We start from the raw sequence: 22,018 nt of genomic DNA on the forward strand, positions 1-22,018 counted from the left end.
TGCGGCGTGTAGCCTCTCGGACGATGGACACGACCGTGGATCTCGATACGTTCTCCTCGCTCGTCGAGCGCCCCGACGAGAGCGCCCGGCGGGCCGCCGACGAACGCTGGCAGGCGGCCGACCGGCCACGCGGCGGGCTCGGCAAGCTGGAGGAGCTGGGCAGTTGGCTGTCGTCCGTGCAGGGGCGCTCCCCCGTGCGGCCGCTCTCGGCGCCCAAGGTGCTGCTGTTCGCCGCCGACCACGGCGTGGCGGCGCTCGGGGTGTCCCGGCTGCCGGCCCAGGGCGGCACCGCGGCCCGGGTGCGGGCCGTGCTCGACGGCACCGCGCCGGTCGCCCGACTCGCCTCCCGGTACGGCGCCGACGTGCGGATCGTCGACGTCGCGGTGGACGCCGACCCGGCGGACTTCCCGGACGAGGTGGTCGCCCACCGGATCCGGCGCGGCTCCGGGCGGATCGACATCGAGGACGCCCTCACGCCAGAGGAGACCGTCCGGGCCTTCCGGGCCGGCATGGCCGTCGCCGACGAGGAGGCCGACGCCGGGACGGACCTGGTGCTCCTCGGCGACCTCGGGGTCGGCTCGACGACCGTCGCCGGGGTGCTGATCGGTGCCCTGTGCGGGACGGACGCCGCCGCGGTGACCGGGCGCGGCTCGGGCATCGACGACCGCGTGTGGATGGTCAAGTGCGCGACCATCCGGGACTCGCTGCGGCGGGCCCGGCCGGTCCTCGGCGACCAGCTGGCACTGCTCGGCGCCACCGGCGGCGCGGACTTCGCGGCGATCACCGGCTTCCTGCTCCAGGCCGCCGTGCGCAAACTGCCGGTCGTACTGGACGGCGTCGTCTCGGCGGCCTGCGCGCTGGTCGCGCAGCGGATCGCCTTCCGGGCGCCGGAGTGGTGGCGGGCCGGGCAGTCCAGCGGGGAGCCGGCCCAGGCCAAGGCGTACGACCGCCTGACGCTGACGCCGATGCAGGAGCAGGGGATCACCATGGGCGAGGGCGTCGGTGCGCTGCTGGCGCTGCCGCTGCTCCAGGCCGCCGGGGACGCGCTCGCGGACGAGGCGCCGCGCGCGTACGTGCCGGCGGCGCCCAAGGAACAGCCGAGGCTGCCGTCGGCGGCGGACCTGCTGCGCAGGCTGTAGACGACCGGACGCGACCCGGGCCGGGCGCTTTCCGGCGCCGGCAGGTGCAACTGCCCGTCGACGGTCGGCACTTGGGCCGCAGCCGTCCGGTTCGCGCAGTTCCCCGCGCCCTTTCGGGGCGCGGGGTTCTCGTTGGATGAGGAGCAACGGCGATGCCAGACGCCGGCTGGGGCGACGGGCTGCGGTTCGCGTTCGGGACGCTGTCGGTCCTGCGGGTGCGGGTCGAGCGGTGGGACCGGGCGGCCGGGGGGCGGGCCATGGTGCTCGCGCCGGCCGTGGGGTTCGTGCTGGGCGGGATCGCGGCCGGGGCCGGGGCGCTCGTCGCCTGGCGGGCCGGCGGGCTGCTCGCGGCGGTGACGGCGGTGGCGGTGCTCGCGGCGCTCACCCGCGGGCTGCACCTGGACGGGCTCGCGGACGTCGCCGACGGGCTGGGCAGCGGGAAGCCCGCCGAGGACGCGCTGCGCATCATGAAGCAGTCCGATATCGGGCCCTTCGGCGTGCTTGTGCTGCTTCTCGCCCTGTTCGCCCAGATCGCCGCATTGGCCGGGCAGTTCGGACACTCGCCGCTGCGCGGGGCGCTCACCGTCCTCTGCTCCGCGGTGGCCGCCCGGTGCGCGCTCGCGTGGGGCTGTCTGCGGTCGGTTCCGCCCGCACGACCGGGCGGGCTCGGGGCGATGGTGGCGAGCACCGTCGCTCCCCCGGCCGCACTGGCCGCGACGGCCGCCGCGGCGCTCCTTCTGGCCGCTCTCGGCCTGTTTGACGGCGCGTCATCCGCTCGCCTCCCCCTGGCCCTCGCCCTCGGCACCGGCTGCGCCTGGCTGCTGCTCCGGCGGTGCGCCCGGCGCTTCGGCGGCATCACCGGGGACGTGCTCGGCGCCATGGCGGAGACCGCCGCGACCTGCTCGTTGTTCGCCCTGGCGTTGCTGGCCTGACACCGGGCGGCGCGTGATCCCACCATGCGGACTACCATGCGGGGAGCACCGCAGCCCTGCACCGTCGCAGGTCCTGCCCGCCCGGCGCCGAGCGTGGAGCCGGGGCCTCTGGTGTGCGCGTCCGCGAACGCCGGGTGCGCGTAGCCAGGGGACCCGGACCCGGACCGCGCCGGAGGGACACCCGCGACGCCCGCCGGGCTGCGCCGGTGCGGCAGCCTCGCCGCACCCGGCCGTGGACCGCGAAAGAACAGGACGCATTACGTGACTGCATTGTCTGTGAGCACCTCCGCTGCCGCCTCGCTGCGCGCGGACGCGCTGGTGGTCGGTGTCGCGAAGGGCCCCAAGGGCATCGTGCTGGCCGCCGGCACCGACGCCGTGAACGAGGCGTTCGAGGGCAAGCTGGCCGAGGTCCTCACCACCCTGGGCGCGACCGGCGCCGAGGGCGAGGCCGTCAAGGTCCCCGCGCCCGCCGGCGTCAAGGCCGCGCTCGTGCTCGCGGTCGGCCTCGGCGAGGCGGCCGAGGAGGGCTACGGCCTGGAGGCGCTGCGCCGCGCCGCCGGTGTCGCCGCCCGCACCCTGGCCGGTGCCAAGAAGGCCGCGCTGGCCCTGCCGGCCGAGTCCGCGGCCGAGATCGAGGCCGTCGCGCTCGGCGGTCTGCTCGGCTCGTACTCCTTCGGCACCTACAAGGGCGAGAGCGGCAAGGAGCCGGTCGGCGAGCTCGTCGTGCTGGCCCCGCGCAAGGGCAGCAAGGACGCCAAGGCCGCCGTGGAGCGCGCCGTCGCGCTCGGCGAGGAGATGAACCGGGCCCGCGACCTGGTCAACACCGCCCCGAACGACCTGAACCCGAAGAGCTTCGCCGCGATCGTCCAGGCCGCCGGCAAGGAGCACGGCCTCAAGGTCGAGGTGCTGGACGAGAAGGCGCTCACCAAGGGCGGCTTCGGCGGCCTGCTGGGCGTCGGCAACGGCTCGGCGAACCCGCCGCGGCTGGTGAAGGTGGCCTACACCCACCCGAAGGCCAAGGCCACGCTCGCCTTCATCGGCAAGGGCATCACCTACGACTCGGGCGGCATCTCGCTGAAGCCGGCCGGCCACAACGAGACCATGAAGTGCGACATGGCCGGCGCCGCCGCCGTGTTCGCCGCCGTGGTCACGGCCAAGCGCCTCGGCCTGGCCGTCAACGTCACCGGCTGGCTCGCGCTGGCCGAGAACATGCCGTCCGGCTCCGCCACCCGCCCGGGTGACGTGCTGCGCATGTACGGCGGCAAGACCGTCGAGGTGCTGAACACCGACGCCGAGGGCCGCCTGGTGCTGGCCGACGCGATCGTGCGCGCCGGCGAGGAGAACCCCGACGCCATCGTCGACGTGGCCACCCTGACCGGCGCCATGGTGCTGGCCCTGGGCAACCGCACCTTCGGCGTGATGTCCAACAACGACGAGCTGCGCGAGACCCTGCACACCGTCGCGGGCGAGGTCGGCGAGCAGTCCTGGCCGATGCCGCTGCCGGCCGAGCTGCGCAAGGGCATGACCGAGTCGACCATCGCCGACCTGGCCAACATGGGCGAGCGCATGGGCGGCGGCCTGGTGGCCGGTCTGTTCCTGAAGGAGTTCGTGGCCGAGGGCACCGACTGGGCGCACCTGGACATCGCCGGCCCGGCCTTCCACGAGGGCGCGCCGTTCGGCTACACCCCGAAGGGCGGTACCGCGAGCGCGGTGCGCACCCTGGTCGCCTACGCCGAGCGGACGGCGGCGGCGAAGGCCTGACCCGGCCCACCCGTTCGGAGGGGGCCCGGCGCGCGTGCGCCGGGCCCCCTCCGGCGTTCCGGACGGGTTACTCACAGGTAGGCCGCCGCGCGGCCCCGCACCCCTGTTCGCTGCGGGCGAAACTTTGTTCCGCACTGCGGAAGCGCCGGCGCCCGAAGGGTGTCACGGCGCCCGCCCAGTGGCTGTCAACCGGTCGTTGAGCTGCAATGATGCCCTTCCGTCGGGGGTGTTCCCACCCCCGTGACCGCCCGGTGGGACACCCGCGGGGCGGACCCGGACATCAGCCACCGTGAACAAGTGCGAAGATGTATTTCCGGCACGACTGGGCGCCCCACAAAGGCTTCCGACCCACCGGACCGCGACCGGCCCGGCGATCCACACCCCATTGCATGGAGGACGTGACGTGGCGAACGACGCCAGCACCGTTTTCGACGTAGTCATTCTCGGAGGCGGAAGCGGCGGTTACGCCGCGGCGCTCCGCGCCGCTCAGCTGGGCCTGAGCGTCGCCCTGGTCGAGAAGGGTGAGCTGGGCGGCACCTGCCTGCACCGCGGCTGCATTCCGACCAAGGCGCTGCTGCACGCGGCCGAGATCGCCGACGAGACGAAGGAGGCCGCCGAGTTCGGCGTCCTGGCCACCTTCCAGGGCATCGACATCAACGGCGTCCACAAGTACAAGGACGACGTCATCGCCGGCCTGTACAAGGGCCTCCAGGGCCTGGTCGCCTCCCGCAAGGTGACCTTCATCCAGGGCGCGGGCAAGCTCTCCTCGCAGACCTCGGTGGACGTCAACGGCCAGCGCATCGAGGGCCGCCACATCGTCCTCGCCACCGGCTCCGTGCCGCGCTCGATCCCGGGCCTGGAGATCGACGGCGACCGCGTCATCTCCTCCGACCACGCGCTCAAGCTCGACCGCATCCCGAAGTCGGCCGTCATCCTCGGCGGCGGCGTCATCGGCGTCGAGTTCGCCTCGGTCTGGAAGTCCTTCGGCGTCGACGTCACCATCGTCGAGGCGCTGCCGCACCTCGTCCCGCTGGAGGACGAGAACTCCTCGAAGCTGCTGGAGCGCGCGTTCCGCAAGCGCGGCATCAAGTTCGAGCTGAAGGCCCGCTTCTCGGGCGTGGAGTACACCGAGGCCGGTGTCCGCGTCTCCACCGAGAACGGCAAGCAGATCGACGCCGACCTGCTGCTCGTCGCCATCGGCCGCGGCCCGGTCTCGGCCGGCCTGGGCTACGAGGAGAACGGCGTCGCGATGGACCGCGGCTACGTCCTCGTCGACGAGTACATGCGCACCAACGTGCCCACCATCTCGGCCGTCGGTGACCTCGCCCCGACGCTGCAGCTCGCCCACGTGGGCTTCGCCGAGGGCATCCTCGTCGCCGAGCGCCTGGCCGGCCTCAAGCCGATGCCGATCGACTACGACGGCGTCCCGCGCGTGACGTACTCCAACCCCGAGGTGGCCTCCGTCGGCATCTCCGAGGCCAAGGCCGTCGAGCTGTACGGCAAGGAGAAGGTCGTCACCCTCAAGTACAACCTGGCCGGCAACGGCAAGAGCAAGATCCTGAAGACCGCCGGCGAGATCAAGCTCGTCCAGGTCAAGGACGGCGCCGTGGTCGGTGTCCACATGGTCGGCGCCCGCATGGGCGAGCAGGTCGGCGAAGCCCAGCTGATCTACAACTGGGAGGCCCTGCCGGCCGAGGTCGCGCAGCTCATCCACGCGCACCCGACCCAGTCCGAGGCCCTGGGCGAGGCGCACCTGGCGCTGGCCGGCAAGCCGCTGCACGCGCACGACTGATCACGCCCCCACCCCCGTTCCCGGTACTTCCCGTACTTCCGTACGCAAGACTTGATAGGAGTCGCTGAAACCATGGCGGTCTCAGTAACACTGCCCGCGCTGGGCGAGAGCGTTTCCGAGGGCACCGTCACCCGCTGGCTGAAGGCCGAGGGTGAGCGTGTCGAGGTCGACGAGCCGCTGCTCGAGGTCTCGACCGACAAGGTCGACACCGAGATCCCGGCGCCGGCCTCCGGCATCCTGGCCTCGATCAAGGTCGGCGAGGACGAGACCGTCGAGGTGGGCGCCGAGCTGGCGATCATCGACGACGGTTCCGGCGCCCCGGTCGCCGCCGCTGCCCCGGCCGCCGAGGCCGCGCCCGCCGCCGCCCCGGCCCCGGTCGCCGCTCCGGCCCCCGCCGCCCCGGCTGCCCCGGTTGCCGCTCCGGCCCCGGCCGCCCCGGCCGGCGACGCCACCCCGGTCCTGCTGCCCGCGCTGGGCGAGTCGGTCACCGAGGGCACCGTCACCCGCTGGCTGAAGGCCGAGGGTGAGACCGTCGAGGTCGACGAGCCGCTGCTCGAGGTCTCCACGGACAAGGTCGACACCGAGATCCCGTCGCCGGTCGCCGGCGTCGTCGTCAAGATCCTGGTCGGCGAGGACGAGACCGCCGAGGTCGGCGCCCAGCTCGCGCTGATCGGCGCCGCGGGTGCGGCTGCCGCCGCTCCGGCTCCGGCCGCCGCCCCGGCCCCCGCTGCCGCCCCGGCCCCGGTGGCCGCTCCGGCTCCGGTCGCCCCGGCTGCCCCGGTTGCCGCTCCGGCCCCCGTCGCCGCCCCGGCTCCGGCCGCCCCGGCTGCCCCCGTCGCCGCTCCGGCCCCCGTCGCCGCCCCGGCTCCGGCCGCCCCGGTGGCCGACGCCGGTGACGCCTACGTCACCCCGCTCGTGCGCAAGCTCGCCGCCGAGCAGGGCGTCGCGCTGTCCTCCGTCACCGGCACCGGTGTCGGCGGCCGCATCCGCAAGCAGGACGTCCTGGCCGCCGCCGAGGCCGCCAAGGCCACGTCGGCCCCGGCCGCCGCTGCCGCCCCGGCCGCCGCGCCGAAGGCCGCCGCCGCTCCGTCCGCCCTGCGCGGTCAGACGGTCAAGATGACCCGCATGCGCAAGGTCATCGGCGACAACATGCTGAAGGCCCTGCACGAGCAGGCCCAGCTGACCAGCGTGGTCGAGGTGGACGTCACCCGGATCATGTCGCTGCGCGCCAAGGCCAAGGACTCCTTCCTCGCCCGCGAGGGCGTCAAGCTGTCCCCGATGCCGTTCTTCGTCAAGGCCGCCGCCCAGGCGCTGAAGGCCCACGCGGTCATCAACGCCCGGATCAACGAGGCCGAGGGCACCATCACCTACTTCGACACCGAGAACATCGGCATCGCGGTGGACTCCGAGAAGGGTCTCATGACCCCGGTCATCAAGGGTGCGGGCGACCTCAACATCGCGGGCATCTCGAAGAAGACCGCCGAGCTGGCCACCAAGGTCCGCGACAGCAAGATCACCCCGGACGAGCTGTCCGGTGCGACCTTCACCATCAGCAACACCGGCTCGCGCGGTGCGCTGTTCGACACCGTGATCGTGCCGCCGAACCAGGTCGCCATCCTGGGCATCGGCGCCACCGTCAAGCGCCCGGTCGTCATCGAGGCCGACGGCGGCACCGCCATCGGCATCCGCGACATGACCTACCTCTCGCTCTCCTACGACCACCGCCTGGTGGACGGCGCCGACGCCGCCCGCTACCTGGTCGCGGTCAAGGAGATCCTGGAGGCCGGCGAGTTCGAGGTCGAGCTCGGCCTCTGACCCCACCAGGTCCCCGCGCGGAACCCCGCGCCGTCCCCGGACGGCGCGGGGTTCCGCCGTTCCCGGCCGGGCCGCCGACGAACGTTCCGCCGGTCGTCATCAGCGTTTCGCCGGGCCATGGCATGCGCGGAGGCGGCCGAACGGGGATGCTGGAGCCGTGATTGACGAGACCGACTTCTGGCAGATCATCGACGAGACCCGGGAGGCCGCCGACGGCGACCCCGACGAGCAGGCAGACCGGCTGGTGGAGCACCTCGTCCAGCTGACCCCGGACGATGTCATCGACTTCGCCCGGCTCTTCGAGGCCCGCTTCCAGCGCGCCTACCGCTACGACCTGTGGGGCGCCGCCCACCTGCTGCTCGACGGCGCCTCCGAGGACACCTTCGACTTCTTCCGCTGCTGGCTGATCGGCCAGGGCCGGGACGTCTTCGAGGGCGGGCTGCACGAGCCGGACGACCTGGCCGACCTCCTGCCCGAGTTCGACGAGGAGGAGGACGGCGAGGCCGAGGACCTCGGCTACGCCGCCGACGAGGCCTACGAGCAGCTCACCGGCCTGCCACTGCCCGAGGTGGGCGGACGGCAGGCGGCCCGGCCCGCCGGCACGCCGCTGGACTTCGAGGATCCGGACGCGATGGCGAAACGCTTCCCCAAGCTCTGGGAGCGCTACGGGGACTGAGCGCCGCGCTCCGACCGTTCGCCGGTGCGCCCCCTAGGTGGTGCTGCCCGGGCCGGCGCTGCCGTCCTGCTTGATGCCGCGGAGGATCTGGTCCAGCACGGAGGCGTCCGGCGCGGCCGGATCGTCGTCCACGCCGCCCTCGAACACCACGAACCCGCCGCCCTTGGCCGGGACGGTGGCCAGCAGGACGTAGCCCTGGGTGCCGTCCGAGGTGCGGACGTGCCAGCGGGAGGCGTAGCCGAGCACCCCGGCGACGGTGACGTAGCCCGAGCCGGAGTCGGTGTGCGAGGTGATCCCGGTGAAGATCGCGCCCGCGTAGTCGGGCATCGCGGCCTCGGCGGCGGCCTTGGCGGTGGCGCCCTGGACGGTGTCCTTCTGGACCGCGAACTGGCCGCGGATGCAGGTGTTGTTCCCGTCCGGGCAGGTGTAGCGGCCGGAGCCGAGGTAGACCGTCGACTTGAGGCCGTCGGCCTGCGCCTCCCAGCCCTCGAACACCGGGACGGTGATGGCGTGCTGGGCGTCCGGCACGGTGCTCTTGAGGACGGGCGCGGGCTTGGGCGCCTGCTGCGTCGGGGTCGGCACGGTGGTGGGGAGCGTGTAGGTCGGGCTGGGGGCCGGGTCCTGGCTCTTGGTGACGGGGACCGTGGGGTTCGGGGTCGGGTCGGCCGACGGGGAGCCGCCGCTGAGCGCCAGGCCGGTGATCACCGCGCCCACGACGAGGACGGCGGCGGCGACGCCGATGACGACGCCCGGCTTCACGCCCCCGCTGCGCGGCGGCGGCGGGTAGCCGTAGCCGGGCGGCTGGGCGCCGGGGTAGCCAGGGCCGTACTCCTGGCCCCCGTAGCCCTGGCCGTACTCGGGGGCGCCGTAGCCCCCGCCGTACTCGGGGGCGCCGTAGCCCTGGCCCGGCGCCTGCCCCGGGTAGCCGTAGCCGGGGGCCGGGGGCCGGCCGCCGGGGTAGCCGTAGCCGGGCGGCGCGTCCTGCGGAGTGCCGTAGCCGTAGCCCTGGCCCGGCCCCTGGGCCGACGGCCCGGGGGACTGCCAGGTCTGCGTCGGCGCGTCGGCGACCTGGGCGGCGCCGCCCTGGAGCGGGCGCACCTCTGAGGTCCAGGCGTTGCCGTCCCACCAGCGCTCCTGGTGGGGGGCGCCGTCCGCACCGGGTACCGGGTACCACCCGGGAGGCGTCGAGTTGCTCACGGGCGTACCGTACCCGGCACGACGGCGGTCGAGACAGGGCGGGTCGGTCACGACTCTGCACCACTCGTTCACAACTGACGCACGGTCAGGTCCGGTGGACGAACGACCGGCCGGAGCCCTCAGTCGGTGAGGCGGCGGGCCATCCAGACGTCGTCCACGTACGAGCCGTCGATCAGGAACTCCTCGGCGAGCGAGCCCTCGACGACGAAGCCGCAGCTCTCGTAGAGGCGGCGGGCCGGGGTGTTCCAGCCGAGCACGCGCAGCGTCATCCTGCGCGCGCCCTCCGCGTGCGCCGCGGCGCACGCGGCCTCGACCAGCTTCCGGCCGACGCCGCGGCCGCGCACGGAGGCGTCGACGGCCAGGCCCTGGATCTGGCGGACGTGCCGGTTGCTGGCCAGCGGGGTGGCCGGGACAGGGCGGATGTAGCCGACGATCCGGCCGTCGAGGAGGGCGAGCAGGTACTGATCCGGGGTGTGCCGCTCGTCGAAGACGCCGTCCTCCTCGGGCGGCCGCGGGGCGACCTCGGACAGGGGGGACCACGCGGCGCGGTTGAGGGCGGCGAGTTCGCGCTCGTCCTCGCTCCTGGCTGGTCGGATGATCAGATCGTCATCGTGCATGTGCGTCAGCCTAGTGAGGGGTGTCCGACCCACACACTCAATAAGTGCGGCCCACGGGTCAGGAACTGGGAGGATGGGGCCCATGCGCATCGCTGTCACAGGCTCCACAGGTTTGATCGGTTCGGCTCTCGTCCGCTCCCTGACGGCGGACGGCCACGAGGTGGTCCGGCTGGTCCGGCACCGCTCCAGGACGGGCCCGCAGCCCGACGGCACCACGGCCATCGGCTGGAACCCGCTGCTCGGTCAGGTGGACCGGGACGGCCTGGCCGGCGTCGACGCCGTCGTGCACCTGGCGGGTGCGGGGGTCGGCGACCACCGCTGGACGGACGCCTACAAGCGGGAGATCCGCGAGAGCCGGGTGCTCGGCACCGAGACGCTCGCCGTCGCGCTGGCCGAGCTGAAGGAGGCGCCGAAGGTCTTCGTCAGCGCCTCCGCGGTCGGCGTGTACGGGCAGACCGGCGACCGCGTGATCGACGAGGACTCCCCCCTCGGCGACGACTTCCTCGCCGAGGTGTGCGTGGAGTGGGAGGCCGCCGCGCGGCCCGCCGAGCGCGCCGGGATCCGGGTCGTCCACCCGCGCACCGGGATCGTGCTGTCCGCCGCCGGCGGGGCCGGCGCGCGGCTGTTCCCGCTGTTCAAGCTCGGCCTGGGCGGGCGGCTCGGCGACGGGCGGCAGTACTGGAGCTACATCTCGCTGGCCGACGAGGTCGCCGCGCTGCGCTTCCTGATCGACCGGGAGGACCTGTCGGGCGCCTTCAACCTCACCGCGCCGGAGCCGGTGACCAACGCCGAGCTGACCGCGGCCCTCGGGCGCGTGCTCAGCCGGCCGACGCTGTTCCCGGTGCCGGAGGCGGTGCTGAAGGCGGTGCTCGGGGAGCTCGCGATCGAGGTCGTCGGAAGCCACCGGGTGGTGCCCCGGCGACTGCTCGACGCCGGCTTCGAGTTCACGCACACCGACGTCGACGCGGCGGTGCGGGCGGCCCTCTGACAGCTCGGCGGGGCCCCTCCTCTGCGGCCCTCCCGCCTGCGCCGGGCGTGCGCGCCCGGGGGCAGGGGCCCGGAAACGTACCGCACCGCGGCCGGGAAACGTACCGGGCGTACGGCATTCGTGCTGGCCAGGGGCATATGCCGAGCGGGGGTCGGACGGGGCTCCGACAGGGGGCGCACGGGAGCACACGGCGGGCGCGCTGCACGCCCCTGGTGACCGTGCGCGCCCGCCGACCCCCCAACCCGGCCGCCACGGCGCACAGTCCGTGACCGCGCCCCCGCCCCCGCCGTTCCCGGCACCGGATCCGGCCCGATGCGTTTGTCTGACGCTCACACTGACTGGGCATCACATCGTCGGACCGTGTCCCGGCACCCCGCTGCCTGCGTCGGCCGGAGCCCCGGGAACCAGGGAGGGAGCACGCCCGTGCCCACGTACGACTTCACCCGCCGCGCCCGCCGACCGTCCGACCCGGACGTCGTCGTGGTGGGCGGCGGCCTCGCGGGCCTCACCGCCGCCCGCGCGCTCACCGGCCAGGGCCTCACCGTTCAGCTCCTCGAACGCGCCGACCGGATCGGCGGCCGGATGGCCACCCGCGAGCTGGACGGATTCCGGCTCGACGACGGCAGCCACCTGCTCAACACCGCGTTCCCCGAACTGCACCGCGCGCTCGACGTCGAGCGCCTGGAACTGCGCCCGCTCGCGCCCGGCGTACTCGTGCACAGCGCCGGCCGTCGCTACCGCGCCGGGGACCCGCAGCTCACCGCCGCCCGGCAGGCCGCCGCCCGGGCCCCGCTCGGCAGCCCGCTCGACAAGGCCCGCCTCGGCAGCTTCCTCGCCCGGCTCGCCGCCACCCCCGCCGGGCGGATCCACACCCGCCCCGAGACCACCGCCGCCCGCGCGATCACCGGTCACGGGCTCGCCCCGCGCACCGTCGACGGCTTCCTGCGGCCGCTGCTCAGCGCCCTGCTCGGCGATCCGGCGCTCGGGACCAGCAGCCGGATGGCCGACCTGGTCCTGCGCTGCTACGCCCGCGGGCGGCTGTGCATGCCCGCCGGCGGCATCGCGAGCGTGCCGGCCCAGCTCGCCGCCGCGCTGCCCGTCGGCACCGTGCGCACCGGCGTCGAGGTCACCGGGATCGCGGCCGACGGCGTCGAGACCGCCGCGCACGGCCGGATCGGCGCCCAGGCCGTCGTGATCGCCACCGACGCCCGCTCCGCCGTCGAGCTCATGCCCGGCCTGCGGCTGCCGGACTTCCACCCCGTCACGACCTTCTTCCACGCCGCCGACCGGGCGCCGGTGAACGAACCCGTCCTCCTCCTGGACGCCGACCGGCCCGGCGGTCAGCCGCCGCTCGTCTCGCACTCGCTGGTGCTCAGCGAACTGGACCCCTCGTACGCCCCCGCCGGGCAGGCGCTCGTCGCGACCACCGTGCTCGGGCGGCGCGCCTTCGGCGCGGGCGGCCCGGCCGGGCTCGAACCGGCCGTCCGGGCCCGGCTCGCGGAGCTGTACGGGACGTCGACCCGGGGCTGGCAGTTCCTCAGCGTCCGGCACCTGCCCGACGCCCTGCCCGCCATGCCGCCGCCGCACAACCCTCAGCGGCCGGTCCGGCTGCTCGCCGGGCTGTACGTCGCCGGGGACCACCGGGACACCAGCTCCGTGCAGGGTGCCCTCGTCTCCGGGCGGCGGGTGGCGCGGGCGGTGCTGCGCGACCTCGGGCTGCCGGCCACGGCCCAGGAGGCGGAGGTCGCGGCCTGACGGCGATCACGGCCTGACAGCGGTCACCACTGGGCGGCGGTTTTGCGCAACGGCGGCGGGCGGCAGGCTTCCCGTGCCGCCCGGAACACGCGCACGGCCCGCAGGGAACACGCGTACGGTGCCTGCCGGGACGGCGCACCGGCCCCGTGCCAGGATGCCGATATGACCGCTATTCGGATGGTTTCGCCCACCGTGGCGCCCACCGCCGCCCGGCCCCTGCGGCCGGTCGCGCGGTGAGCGCCGCCGTCCACCCGCTCGTCCTGGTCCTGATCCCCGCCGCCGCGGTGGCCGCGCCGCTGCTCGCCGACCGGCTGCTGCGGTGGATCGCCGTGCCGACCGTCGTGTTCGAGATCGTGCTCGGCGTCCTGATCGGTCCGGACGTCCTGGGCTGGGCGCACGTCGACGAGTTGGTCCACGCGCTCTCCCAGTTCGGCCTCGCGATGCTGATGTTCCTGGCCGGGTACGAGATCGACTTCGCCAAGCTGCGCGGCGGCCCGCTGAAACGGGCGGGCACCGCGTGGCTGGCGACGGTCGTCCTCGCCCTCGGGGTCGGCGCGCTGATCAACCCGAACCCGCTGGACGGCGCCTTCACCGGGCTCGTGCTCACCACCACCGCGCTCGGCACGATCCTGCCGATCCTCCGTGACTCGGGCGAACTCCCCACGCCCTTCGGCTCGTTGGTGATGGCCACCGGCGCCGTCGGCGAGTTCGGGCCGATCATCGCGATCGCCGTGCTGCTCAGCGGCAACTCCCCCGCCCGGACGGCCGTCATCCTCGGCGCCTTCGCCGTCATCACCGCCCTCGCGGTCCTCGGCGCGCAACGGCCCCAGCCGGCCTGGATGGCGCGGCTGATCGAGCGCACGCTGCGCACGTCCGGACAGTTCGCGATCCGCGCGGTGATCCTGGTGCTCGCGGTGATGGTCGCCGCGGCGATCTGGCTCGACCTCGACATGCTGCTCGGCGCGTTCACCGCCGGGATCATCTCCCGGATGCTGCTCTCCGGCGTCCCGGCGCACGAGGAGGAGGTCATCGAGGCCAAGCTGGAGAGCATCGGCTTCGGCTACCTGGTACCGGTGTTCTTCGTGGTCAGCGGGATGAACTTCGACCTGGACGCGTTGCTGGACGATCCCGGCACGCTGCTGCTCGTCCCGGTGTTCCTGGTGCTGCTGCTCACGGTGCGCGGGGTGCCGGCCGCACTGCTCGCCCCGGCCGGGCTCGGGCGGCACGACCGCGGCGCGCTCGGGCTGTACGCCGCGACGGCGCTGCCGCTGGTCGTGGTGATCACGACGATCGAGGTCGGGGCCGGGCACCTGCCGTCCTCGACGGCCGCCGCGCTGGTCGGCGCGGGGATGCTCTCCGTGCTCGTCTTCCCGCTCGCCGCGCAGCGCCTGCGCGGCGACGTCCGGCCGCCCGTGGCGGAGGAGGAGGGGCGGCCGCGGGTGCGTGCCGAGAGCTGGTGAGGCGGGGGCCTCTGAGGCCCCGTGGCCGGTGCGGGCCGGGCGTCGTCGTGCGCCCGGCCCTGCATCCGTCGTCCGGCTGCCGTGCGGTCAGATCACCCCCGCCTGGCGGGCCGTCTCCTCGAACGCCCTGGCCACCGGGCTGCCCCGGTAGGGCGTGAGGCGGCGGTGGAAGTCCCGGACGTACTCCAGCGAGCGGGCCGAGCGCATCTCCCCCGCCGCCCGCAGCGCGTCGGTGGCCATCGTGCAGGCCTCGTCGAGGTCGCCCATGCCGAGCCGCGCGGTGGCGAGCACCAGTCGGCAGAAGATCCGGCTGCGGGCGTAGGCGGGCGAGCGCAGCCGCAGCGACTTCTCGGCGTGCTGGGCGGAGGTGCGCCACTGCTGGAGGTCGCGGTAGCAGTGCGCGAACTCGTCGGAGAGCTGGGCCTCGTCGAAGTACCGCGCCCAGGAGGGGAGTTCGTCGCCAGGCCGGGCCGCGGCCAGGGACCGCTCGGACCGTACGAGCGCCGTGGTGCACGCCCGGACGTCACCCAGGAGCCCGTGCCCGCGCGCCTCGGCGGCGTGCAGCAGCGACTGGACGACGGGCGGCACCGCGGTGCCCACGCCCTGCTGGGCGACCCGGGCCAGCTGGACCGCCTCCCGGCCGTGGCCGAGGTGGACGGCCTGCTGGCTCATCGTCACCAGCACGTACCCGCCGAGGGCGCGGTCCCCCGCGGCCTGGGACAGGCGCAGCGCCTGGACGAAGTAGCGCTGGGCGAGGCCGTGGGCGGCGATGTCGAAGGACGTCCAGCCGGCCAGCCTGGTGAGGTCGGCGACCGCGCCGAACAGGGCGCGCCCGATCTGCTCGCCGTAGCGGCCGCGCAGCATCGGCTCGGCCTCGCTCTCCAGGTAGCGCACCAACGCCTGGCGGGCGTGGCCGCCGCCGTAGGCGTGGTCGAGCGCGCGGAAGAGGTCGCCGACGGCGCGGATGGCGGCGATGTCGCCACGGCCGACGCGCAGGGCGGGGCGCTGCTCGCGGGCCGGGTCGGCGTACGGCGGCTCGACGGCCGCGGGCGGGCGACGGCTCTGGGTCGGCACACGGCTGAGCGCGGCGGCCGTGGCCGCGGGGCGCGGGCCGGGGCCGCCGGGGACCGGCCCGCGCCCCGGGCCGAGGGCCTGGGCGCCGGGCCCGGTGGGGGCGTTCGCCGTCGGCGGGCCCGCGGGCGGCGGGCCGGTGGCGGCGTCCGGGCGGGCCAGGGTGGAGCCGTCCCGGGCGACGCGCTCGTCGGTGCGGCCGATCAGCCAGTCCCGGCTGGGGACGACCAGGCCGGCCGGGGTGAAGGCGATCCGGCGCAGCTCGGACTGCGGGCCGTTGTCCTTGCGCCACATGCTCGCGACGATGTCCACCGCCTCCTGCGGCGTCTCGGCGAACTCCAGGCCCGCGTAGACGGGGGCGCAGGCGTCCAGGCCGAGGTCCTGGGCGGTGAGGCGGCGGCCGAGGCGGCGGGTGAAGACCTCGGCGATCAGCGCGGGCGTGGCGCCGCGCGGCTGCTGGCCGCGCAGCCAGCGGGTGACCGAGGTCTTGTCGTAGCGCAGGTCGAGGCCGTGCTCCAGGCCGAGCTGGTCGACCCGGCGGGCCAGGCCGGCGTGCGAGAAGCCGGCCTCCTCGATCAGCGCCGCGAGCTGGCCGTTCTGCGGGGCGGGCCCGGAGTGGCCCGCGTGGCCGGTCGCGGGCGCAGTCGCCGTGGCCGTGGCCGTGGCCGTGGCCGTCGCGGTGCCCCCGGCGGCCACGGGCTGGTGCCGGTCGGGGGTGGCCTGCTCGGGCAGCCGCAGCTCGTCGGCGGCCGGGGCGTGGGCGGTCAGGGCGTCAGGGGCGTCCGGAAGGGCCCGGCCGGCCGGACCGCGGTGCTGGTCGAGCGGGTCGAGCGGTCCGTACGCCGGGCTGTCGGTTGCAGGCCGTTGGGGCATATCAGTCAACACCTCTCGGACGCCGCACCGGGCTCTACCAGCGCTTCGGCTGCCTGTGGCGGCGCCCCCTGTCGGGAATCGGCGTGAATGTAGCGAGCATTCGGGCGCTATGGGTGGATCTGACCGAGCAATCCTCCGAACGGGTGAAGCAACCGCGCCCATTGTGGGGAAGCCGGGACACGATGGGTTTGGACTTCCACGGTCGAACCGTCGATCGACCGTCATAGTGCTGACCACCACCGTCCATCGGGATGCTGTAGTGGCCCGGCACATGGGAGGCGAGCCGCCGGATTCCTACCGTTCTGACCCATGGACACCACTACAGCCCGGCCGCTCGACGGTCGCACGGCCCTGGTCACCGGCGCCGCCTCGGGCATCGGCCGGGCCTGCGCCGAGGCCCTCTCCGGGGCCGGCGCCCGGGTCTACGTCGTCGACCTGGCGGCCGAACCGGCCCGGGAGCTCGCCGCGCGGATCGGCGGCCTCGCCGTCGTCGCGGACCTCGCCGACCCGCAGGCCGTCGACGCCATGCCGGCCGACGCCGACATCGTGGTCAACAACGCCGGCCTCCAACACGTCGCCCCCGTCCACGAGTTCCCGCCCGAGCGCTTCTCCCTCCTCCAACGCGTGATGGTGGAGGCCCCGTTCCGCATCCTGCGCCGCACCCTGCCCCACATGTACGCGCGGGAGTGGGGCCGGGTCATCAACGTCTCGTCCGTTCACGGCCTGCGGGCGAGTGCCTTCAAGTCCGCGTACGTGACCGCGAAGCACGGCCTGGAGGGACTCAGCAAGACCGTCGCCCTGGAGGGCGCCCCGTACGGGGTCACGAGCAACTGCATCAACCCGGGTTACGTCCGGACCCCGCTGGTGGAGAAGCAGATCGCGGCCCAGGCGCAGGTTAATGGCATCCCTGAGGAGGAGGTGGTCCAGCGGATCATGCTCGACCGCACGGCCGTCAAGCGCCTCATCGAGCCGGAGGAGGTCGCAGCCCTGGCCCTGTGGCTCTGCACGCCGTCCGCCGCCTACATCACGGGCGCGAGCCTGCCGGTCGACGGGGGCTGGACGGCGCACTAGGAGCGCCAGGGGCACTTCTCAGCGCTGTACGGGCACGAGTGGCGCCGGCGCCATGGCCGGCGACGACCGCTTGAAGGCTCTTGCAGGCGCGGCAGAGGCCCGGACGGGGGACGGGGTCGCGGCATTCCGCACACTCGGCGTACCGGGGTGCGGCGGGGCGTTCCGCGGCGCGACAGGGCGGCATCTTGTGCTCCAGGCGGTAGCGGAGCACGGCTGCGGCGGAGTGCATCGGGCTGGGCAGGCCGGGGAGCAGGGCTTGGGCGAGGTCGCTCGGGGTGCAGCCGCGCTCCAGCCACTGGGCGACGAGGGGTGCGAGCTTCTCCGCTTCGGCCTGGCCGAGGCGGAGGCGGGGCTCGGGGCGGATGGCCCGGAAGAGGGCGGCAACGGCTTGTCGGGTCTGCTCGTCGGGGAGGGCGGGTTCTTGCTGCCGGTTCTTTACAGGAGGGCTGTCTGCGGGACCGGCGGCCAGCCGACCGGGCGCCGGGCGGGTGGCACTCGGCGGGGACGGCCAGGGGGTGTCGTAGACGTGGGCTTCGCTGCGGAGGGTGCCGTCGGGCAGGCGGACCGTCTCGACGCGGTAGAAGCCGGCGTCGGCGAGCTCCTTGAGGGCCTTGCGGACGGCGCCGCGGCCCTGGGGGCTGGTGGCGGCCATGTGGCGACCGTCCTCGCGCCAGCCGTCGGGGCGGGAGAGGAGGTCCGCGAGGAGGCCACGGGCGGTGTAGCTCAGGCGCCGGTACTGGAGGACGGCGTTGGGAAGCACGGTGAAGTGCCGTGCGTGTTGGGTACGATGAACGCGCATGGGAGTGTTGGGCTCCTGGTGCCGGACCCCGGAGCGTTGGCGCGCTGCCGGGGTCACATTTCTTCAGTTGGCGTTCGGACCGTAACACGCCGACGGTCGATCAACTGCCTATCCCCACAAGGGTGCTTATCGCACTAACCGACTCGCCGAACTCCCCCGAGCGGACGGCCACGACGAAGGCCGACCACGCCTCGGCAGGGAAGGCCAGCACGGGACCCTGGGGGTCCTTGGAGTCGCGGACGGGAACAGTGCAGACGGCGTTGGCCGCGACCTCGATGCAGTCGCCGCCGTTGCTGCTGTAACTGGACTTGAACCATTCGGTGGGCGCCACTGTTGCCTCCACAGCTCACAGTTCGACGCCAACAAGCATGCGACTGTGACCGCCAGGCAGCAAGAGGCCCCTGCCCGACTGAGCAGGGGCCTCCGGCAACGGTGCTTTAGACCTTGCCGAACTCGCCCGAGCGGACTGCGGCCACAAAGGCGGACCAAGCCTCCACAGGGAAGGCCAGCGCAGGACCCTCAGGATCCTTGGAGTCACGAACAGGGACCGCGCCAGGCACACTGCTGGATACCTCGATGCACTGTCCACCATTGCTGCTGTAACTGGACTTGAACCACTCAAGGGGCACCACAGTTGCCTCCACCGCTCGCGAATCAACTGCCAACAATCATCGGACTGCGGCTGCCAGGCAGCAAGAAGCCCCTGCCCGATCGGGCAGGGGCTTCCGGCAACACGAAGCCTCAGACCTCGCCGAACTCACCTGAGCGGACGGCGGCCACGAACGCCGACCATGCCTCGACGGGGAAGGCCAGCGCAGGACCCTCAGGATCCTTGGAGTCACGCACGGGGACGAGATTCGAGAGGCTGCCGACCTCAATGCAGTTTCCTCCCTGAGTGCTGTATGAACTCTTGCACCAAGTGACCTTGCGTAGATCATCCATGCTCAAAGCCCTTCCGCACGCCTCTGATGAACTCAATGGTCGCCGCTCGGGACAGCGCCTCGACCTGCAGGTGATCGTACTCACTGGCCCATTCGGCCAACGTCTCCGGATCACGTTCGAGGTAGCCGCGACGCTGGGTCTCGCCGTATCCCACGATGACCCTGTTCGGCATGGTCAGCAACGTAATTGGATACCCGAAGGGTCGGTTCTCACCTGCCGAGGCGGGACAGACCTGCACTAGGTAGCGGGGGCGCGAAGCGAGTGCTTCCAGGTGCTGAAGTTGTTCCACCATGACGTCCCGACCGCCAATCGGTCGCCGCAGCGCGGCCTCATCTATCACCACCTGGACAATCGGCGCCGGGTCTCGGGCCACGGCTTGCTGGCGGAGTAGTACCTTCTCTGTCCGCTCGTCGGCCTGCCGCTGAGTGGCGGTCCCCCGCAGCACAGGCGCCTGTTGAAACGCTCGGCTGTACGCCGGCGTTTGGAGCAGGCTCGGCATGATGTTGATCTCAAACACCCGCAGTGCGACGGCTTTCGCCTCGTGGCGCAGGTACTCCTCGAAGCCTTCGAACAGGATGCGTTGGCCCGACTTGCTCCACTCCGCCAGGAAGGGCGCCCCAGGACCAAACGCAGCGTCAAGCTTTGTTGCGATTCGTTGATTCGGTTTTCTTCGACCAATCTCAAGTGCCGAGATGTACGACGATGTGCAGCCGACAAGGTCCGCAAGCTGCTCCTGAGTCCAGCCGCGCTGCTCGCGTGAGCTGCGGAGGAGGACTCCGAACTCGGCTTCTTGATGGTCAAGTTCACGCTTGTTCATGGCGCCCCACCCCATCAATCAAACAGATCAGACGAGTTGAACAGCTCCCGAGCATAGAGGACATTGGGCACTCCCGGTAGTCATCGCACTACGGATCGGAGCCCCCGGAATGAACAACAGCACCCCCATGTCCGAAGTCCCCCTCCTCCACGAAGTCGTGCTCGACCGCGGCCACCTCGACGACGGCCGGCCGCGCGAGGGGGTCTTCATGGAGCAGTGCGGCGGCATCATGTACCTCCGCCCGGTCGGTGGCGGCGTCGAATGGACCACCAGGGCCGACCAGGTCAGCGTCCTCGACCCCCGAGAGATCGCGCCCGGCCGCGGCATCCGCTCGCACCGGCGGTTGCTCCAGGAAGAGCCCACGTGATCCCGAGCAGCCTCCTGCTGCTCACCGCTCTCCATGTAAGTTCCCTGGCTGCCACCGGATTTGCCGCCGCCGAACACGCGGCACGCAGCCAACGGCACGGGATCACGAACCCGCCCGACCGGGCGGCTCAACGTCCGTCCGCGCCGAATCCGCGGACGGACCCCGGCAGGTCGGCCTCCTCCTGCCGGTCGGCTCCATGGGCGACGCGTTGGCGTACAGCGCCCCTTGTCGAGCCGAGCTGCTCCCCGCCGGCAACCTCCTCCGGCGGGGAGCACCACCCGACCAACTCTCCACCCAAGGAGCAGAGTTGAACGACGACTTCATGCAAAAGCCCCCCGCCCGGCGACTGGGCCAGCAGGTCTTCGTCCTGCGCGACAGCCCCGACGGGCAGGACGAACTCTGCGTCCTCCTCGTCGAGCCCGTCCACCGCGATGGCTGCACCCTCCCCGGCGGCAGCGCCGAGGCGGACGAGCTGCCCCACCTCGCCGCCCGCCGCCACCTGGAGTCCGAAACCGGGCTCGTCCTGCCACTCCGCACGATCCTCACCGTCGACTACGTATCCCGCCAGACGTACCCCGAGGGACTCAACCTCGTCTACGCGGGCGGCGTCGTCACCCCCAAGCAGGCCAAGACCGCGAACGGCCACCGCCCGCCAGAGCACATCCGAGCCCTGCACTGGGTGCCCCGCTCCTCGCTCGACACCGTCATGCCGCCCGACCAGAGCCTCCGCGTCCACGACGCCTGGGACGCCTGGGAACACGGCGCCGGCCGCCCCCTCCTCCTGCGCGGCGTCCCCGTCCCGGTCTGCTGATCAAATCTCGCCGGGCACTCGCCGGGAACGACCTGAACGCGACCCAAGGCCAAGACTGTGGATCAGAGTTGAAGCCCCCGACCTGACCGACACCCTCCGGAGAGCAATCCCCCCATGACCGCCACCACCGACACCTTCCCGACCTACGACGACGTGAAGGCCGCCAAGGACCGCGTCCACGGCATCATCCGGCCCGTCCCGGTCTTCGAGATCGACCGCAACACCTTCGGCACCGCCCGCACCTTCCTCGCCCTGGACTTCATGCAGGTCTCCGGCTCCTTCAAGGACCGGGGCGCCGCGAACTTCATCGGCGCCCACCTGGCGGCCGGGACGATGCCCGACGCCGGAGTCGTCATCGCCTCCGGCGGCAACGCCGGACTGGCCTGCGCTTGGGCCGCCCAGCGCCACGGCATCAAAGCCACCGTCTTCCTGCCGACCACCGCCCCGGCCGTCAAGGTCGCCAAGCTCCGCACGTTCGGCGCCGACGTCCGCCAGGTCGGCAAGGAGTACGCCGAAGCCGCCGCCGCTGCCGCCGAGTACGCCGCCACCACCGGCGCCCTGGCTTCCCACGCCTACGACAACCCGTACATCGCCGCCGGCGCCGGCACTCTGCTCTCCGAGATCCACGACCAGATCCCCGGCCTCGACACCGTCATCGTCGCCGTGGGCGGCGGCGGCCTGTTCGCCGGCACCGCCATGGCCGCCCATGCCCTCGGCGTGCGGGTCGTCGCCGTCGAGCCGGAGAACTGCCGCGCCCTCAACGCCGCGATCGAGGCCGGCGAGATCGTGGACGTCGAGGTGAACTCCATCGCCGCGGACTCCCTCGGCGCCCGCCGCGCCGGCGAGACGGCCCTGCACTGGGCGCGGCGGGCCGAGGCCCGTTCCGTCCTCGTCACCGATGACGCGATCCGCGCGGCCCGCTCCCTGCTGTGGGAGCAGCGGTACCTGGCCGTAGAGCACGCCGCCGCCACGGCCTTCGCCGCTCTGACCTCCGGTGCCTACACGCCCGGCGACGGCGAGCGCATCGCCGTGGTGCTGTGCGGGGCCAACACCGACCCGTCCGACCTCGTCACCACCTGACGACTCCCAAGGCTTCCGGGCAGTCTCCGACCTCGCTGCCTCGCTTCTCTACGGC

Annotated in this window: 21 protein-coding genes; 13 read left to right on the forward strand and 8 right to left on the reverse strand. The window is 73.3% G+C overall.

Translation table 11 applies throughout. The features are described 5' to 3' along the window. The first annotated feature begins 23 nt into the window (after positions 1-23). The 6 genes from PUR71_RS20065 (at position 24) to PUR71_RS20090 (ending at position 8,115) form a co-directional block, all read left to right on the forward strand. Positions 24-1,139 carry a nicotinate-nucleotide--dimethylbenzimidazole phosphoribosyltransferase gene (locus PUR71_RS20065; protein ID WP_329928413.1) on the forward strand — a complete coding sequence of 372 codons (1,116 nt, stop codon included), beginning with the start codon at positions 24-26 and terminating at the stop codon, positions 1,137-1,139. Between the two features lie 152 nt (positions 1,140-1,291). After that, positions 1,292-2,071 (forward strand): adenosylcobinamide-GDP ribazoletransferase, encoded by a 780-nt coding sequence (locus tag PUR71_RS20070; protein WP_329928414.1) that lies wholly within the window; start codon positions 1,292-1,294, stop codon positions 2,069-2,071. A gap of 261 nt (positions 2,072-2,332) precedes the next feature. After that, positions 2,333-3,832 carry a leucyl aminopeptidase gene (locus PUR71_RS20075; RefSeq protein WP_329928415.1) on the forward strand — a complete coding sequence of 500 codons (1,500 nt, stop codon included), beginning with the start codon at positions 2,333-2,335 and terminating at the stop codon, positions 3,830-3,832. A 403-nt stretch (positions 3,833-4,235) separates the two neighbouring features. Beyond that, complete coding sequence (gene lpdA / locus PUR71_RS20080; RefSeq protein WP_329928416.1) at positions 4,236-5,624, forward strand: dihydrolipoyl dehydrogenase; 1,389 nt, start codon at positions 4,236-4,238, stop codon at positions 5,622-5,624. 72 nt (positions 5,625-5,696) lie between these two features. Next, positions 5,697-7,439: a 2-oxoglutarate dehydrogenase, E2 component, dihydrolipoamide succinyltransferase gene (gene sucB, locus PUR71_RS20085; protein WP_329928417.1), complete on the forward strand. Its 1,743-nt coding sequence runs from the start codon at positions 5,697-5,699 to the stop codon at positions 7,437-7,439. A 160-nt stretch (positions 7,440-7,599) separates the two neighbouring features. Next, complete coding sequence (locus PUR71_RS20090) at positions 7,600-8,115, forward strand: DUF4240 domain-containing protein (protein ID WP_329928457.1); 516 nt, start codon at positions 7,600-7,602, stop codon at positions 8,113-8,115. A gap of 33 nt (positions 8,116-8,148) precedes the next feature. On the opposite strand, the gene PUR71_RS20095 is transcribed toward PUR71_RS20090, so the two are convergent. Continuing rightward, positions 8,149-9,312, reverse strand: coding sequence for a DUF2510 domain-containing protein (locus PUR71_RS20095; protein WP_329928418.1), 1,164 nt, complete (start codon positions 9,310-9,312; stop codon positions 8,149-8,151). Positions 9,313-9,431: 119 nt separating this feature from the next. Then, entirely contained in the window at positions 9,432-9,929 is a 498-nt protein-coding gene (locus tag PUR71_RS20100; RefSeq protein WP_329928419.1) for a GNAT family N-acetyltransferase, read from the reverse strand. Positions 9,930-10,002: 73 nt separating this feature from the next. On the opposite strand from PUR71_RS20100, the gene PUR71_RS20105 reads away from it, so the two are divergent. The 3 genes from PUR71_RS20105 to PUR71_RS20115 all read left to right on the forward strand — a co-directional run bounded on the left by PUR71_RS20105 (position 10,003) and on the right by PUR71_RS20115 (position 14,132). Then, complete coding sequence (locus tag PUR71_RS20105; RefSeq protein ID WP_329928420.1) at positions 10,003-10,917, forward strand: TIGR01777 family oxidoreductase; 915 nt, start codon at positions 10,003-10,005, stop codon at positions 10,915-10,917. A 423-nt stretch (positions 10,918-11,340) separates the two neighbouring features. Beyond that, positions 11,341-12,672 (forward strand): NAD(P)/FAD-dependent oxidoreductase, encoded by a 1,332-nt coding sequence (locus PUR71_RS20110; protein WP_329928421.1) that lies wholly within the window; start codon positions 11,341-11,343, stop codon positions 12,670-12,672. A gap of 233 nt (positions 12,673-12,905) precedes the next feature. Further along, a complete protein-coding gene (locus PUR71_RS20115; RefSeq protein ID WP_329928422.1) occupies positions 12,906-14,132 on the forward strand; it encodes a cation:proton antiporter in 1,227 nt (408 codons plus the stop codon). An 87-nt stretch (positions 14,133-14,219) separates the two neighbouring features. Here PUR71_RS20115 and PUR71_RS20120 read toward each other — a convergent pair whose 3' ends face one another. Further along, complete coding sequence (locus tag PUR71_RS20120; protein ID WP_329928423.1) at positions 14,220-16,076, reverse strand: regulator; 1,857 nt, start codon at positions 16,074-16,076, stop codon at positions 14,220-14,222. 309 nt (positions 16,077-16,385) lie between these two features. On the opposite strand from PUR71_RS20120, the gene PUR71_RS20125 reads away from it, so the two are divergent. Beyond that, complete coding sequence (locus tag PUR71_RS20125; protein ID WP_329928424.1) at positions 16,386-17,147, forward strand: 3-hydroxybutyrate dehydrogenase; 762 nt, start codon at positions 16,386-16,388, stop codon at positions 17,145-17,147. Here PUR71_RS20125 and PUR71_RS20130 read toward each other — a convergent pair. From PUR71_RS20130 to PUR71_RS20150, 5 genes are all read right to left on the reverse strand, one after another. After that, positions 17,101-17,946 carry a hypothetical protein gene (locus tag PUR71_RS20130; protein WP_329928425.1) on the reverse strand — a complete coding sequence of 282 codons (846 nt, stop codon included), beginning with the start codon at positions 17,944-17,946 and terminating at the stop codon, positions 17,101-17,103. The two genes, PUR71_RS20125 and PUR71_RS20130, sit on opposite strands and share 47 nt — an antisense overlap. Positions 17,947-18,046: 100 nt before the next feature. Then, positions 18,047-18,277, reverse strand: coding sequence for a DUF397 domain-containing protein (locus PUR71_RS20135; protein ID WP_329928426.1), 231 nt, complete (start codon positions 18,275-18,277; stop codon positions 18,047-18,049). A 106-nt stretch (positions 18,278-18,383) separates the two neighbouring features. Beyond that, positions 18,384-18,590 carry a DUF397 domain-containing protein gene (locus PUR71_RS20140; protein ID WP_443077492.1) on the reverse strand — a complete coding sequence of 69 codons (207 nt, stop codon included), beginning with the start codon at positions 18,588-18,590 and terminating at the stop codon, positions 18,384-18,386. 97 nt (positions 18,591-18,687) lie between these two features. Next, positions 18,688-18,888, reverse strand: coding sequence for a DUF397 domain-containing protein (locus tag PUR71_RS20145; protein ID WP_329928428.1), 201 nt, complete (start codon positions 18,886-18,888; stop codon positions 18,688-18,690). Then, positions 18,881-19,705, reverse strand: coding sequence for a helix-turn-helix domain-containing protein (locus PUR71_RS20150; RefSeq protein ID WP_329928429.1), 825 nt, complete (start codon positions 19,703-19,705; stop codon positions 18,881-18,883). The genes PUR71_RS20145 and PUR71_RS20150 overlap by 8 nt, the downstream gene beginning before the upstream one ends. Positions 19,706-19,832: 127 nt before the next feature. Between PUR71_RS20150 and PUR71_RS20155 the strand changes: the two genes are divergently transcribed. The 3 genes from PUR71_RS20155 (at position 19,833) to PUR71_RS20165 (ending at position 21,963) form a co-directional block, all read left to right on the forward strand. Beyond that, on the forward strand, positions 19,833-20,072 hold the full coding sequence (locus tag PUR71_RS20155; RefSeq protein ID WP_329928430.1) for a hypothetical protein: 240 nt from the start codon (positions 19,833-19,835) through the stop codon (positions 20,070-20,072). 307 nt (positions 20,073-20,379) lie between these two features. Continuing rightward, positions 20,380-20,883 carry an NUDIX hydrolase gene (locus PUR71_RS20160; protein ID WP_329928431.1) on the forward strand — a complete coding sequence of 168 codons (504 nt, stop codon included), beginning with the start codon at positions 20,380-20,382 and terminating at the stop codon, positions 20,881-20,883. Positions 20,884-20,997: 114 nt separating this feature from the next. Then, positions 20,998-21,963 (forward strand): threonine/serine dehydratase, encoded by a 966-nt coding sequence (locus PUR71_RS20165; protein ID WP_329928432.1) that lies wholly within the window; start codon positions 20,998-21,000, stop codon positions 21,961-21,963. The last annotated feature ends 55 nt before the right edge of the window (positions 21,964-22,018 follow it).

This window comes from Streptomyces sp. SP17BM10 (genome assembly GCF_036322405.1).
GTDB lineage: Bacteria > Actinomycetota > Actinomycetes > Streptomycetales > Streptomycetaceae > Kitasatospora.

Bases quoted from the DNA above. Each gene is read 5' to 3' on its own strand.
- PUR71_RS20105 (WP_329928420.1), top strand. From the start codon at position 10,003: ATGGGGCCCATGCGCATCGCTGTCACAGGCTCCACAGGTTTGATCGGT.
- PUR71_RS20065 (WP_329928413.1), top strand. From the start codon at position 24: ATGGACACGACCGTGGATCTCGATACGTTCTCCTCGCTCGTCGAGCGC.
- PUR71_RS20165 (WP_329928432.1), top strand. From the start codon at position 20,998: ATGACCGCCACCACCGACACCTTCCCGACCTACGACGACGTGAAGGCC.
- PUR71_RS20155 (WP_329928430.1), top strand. From the start codon at position 19,833: ATGTCCGAAGTCCCCCTCCTCCACGAAGTCGTGCTCGACCGCGGCCAC.
- PUR71_RS20120 (WP_329928423.1), bottom strand. From the start codon at position 16,076: ATGCCCCAACGGCCTGCAACCGACAGCCCGGCGTACGGACCGCTCGAC.
- PUR71_RS20150 (WP_329928429.1), bottom strand. From the start codon at position 19,705: ATGAACAAGCGTGAACTTGACCATCAAGAAGCCGAGTTCGGAGTCCTC.
- sucB (WP_329928417.1), top strand. From the start codon at position 5,697: ATGGCGGTCTCAGTAACACTGCCCGCGCTGGGCGAGAGCGTTTCCGAG.
- PUR71_RS20125 (WP_329928424.1), top strand. From the start codon at position 16,386: ATGGACACCACTACAGCCCGGCCGCTCGACGGTCGCACGGCCCTGGTC.
- PUR71_RS20070 (WP_329928414.1), top strand. From the start codon at position 1,292: ATGCCAGACGCCGGCTGGGGCGACGGGCTGCGGTTCGCGTTCGGGACG.
- PUR71_RS20145 (WP_329928428.1), bottom strand. From the start codon at position 18,888: ATGGATGATCTACGCAAGGTCACTTGGTGCAAGAGTTCATACAGCACT.
- PUR71_RS20130 (WP_329928425.1), bottom strand. From the start codon at position 17,946: ATGCGCGTTCATCGTACCCAACACGCACGGCACTTCACCGTGCTTCCC.
- PUR71_RS20100 (WP_329928419.1), bottom strand. From the start codon at position 9,929: ATGCACGATGACGATCTGATCATCCGACCAGCCAGGAGCGAGGACGAG.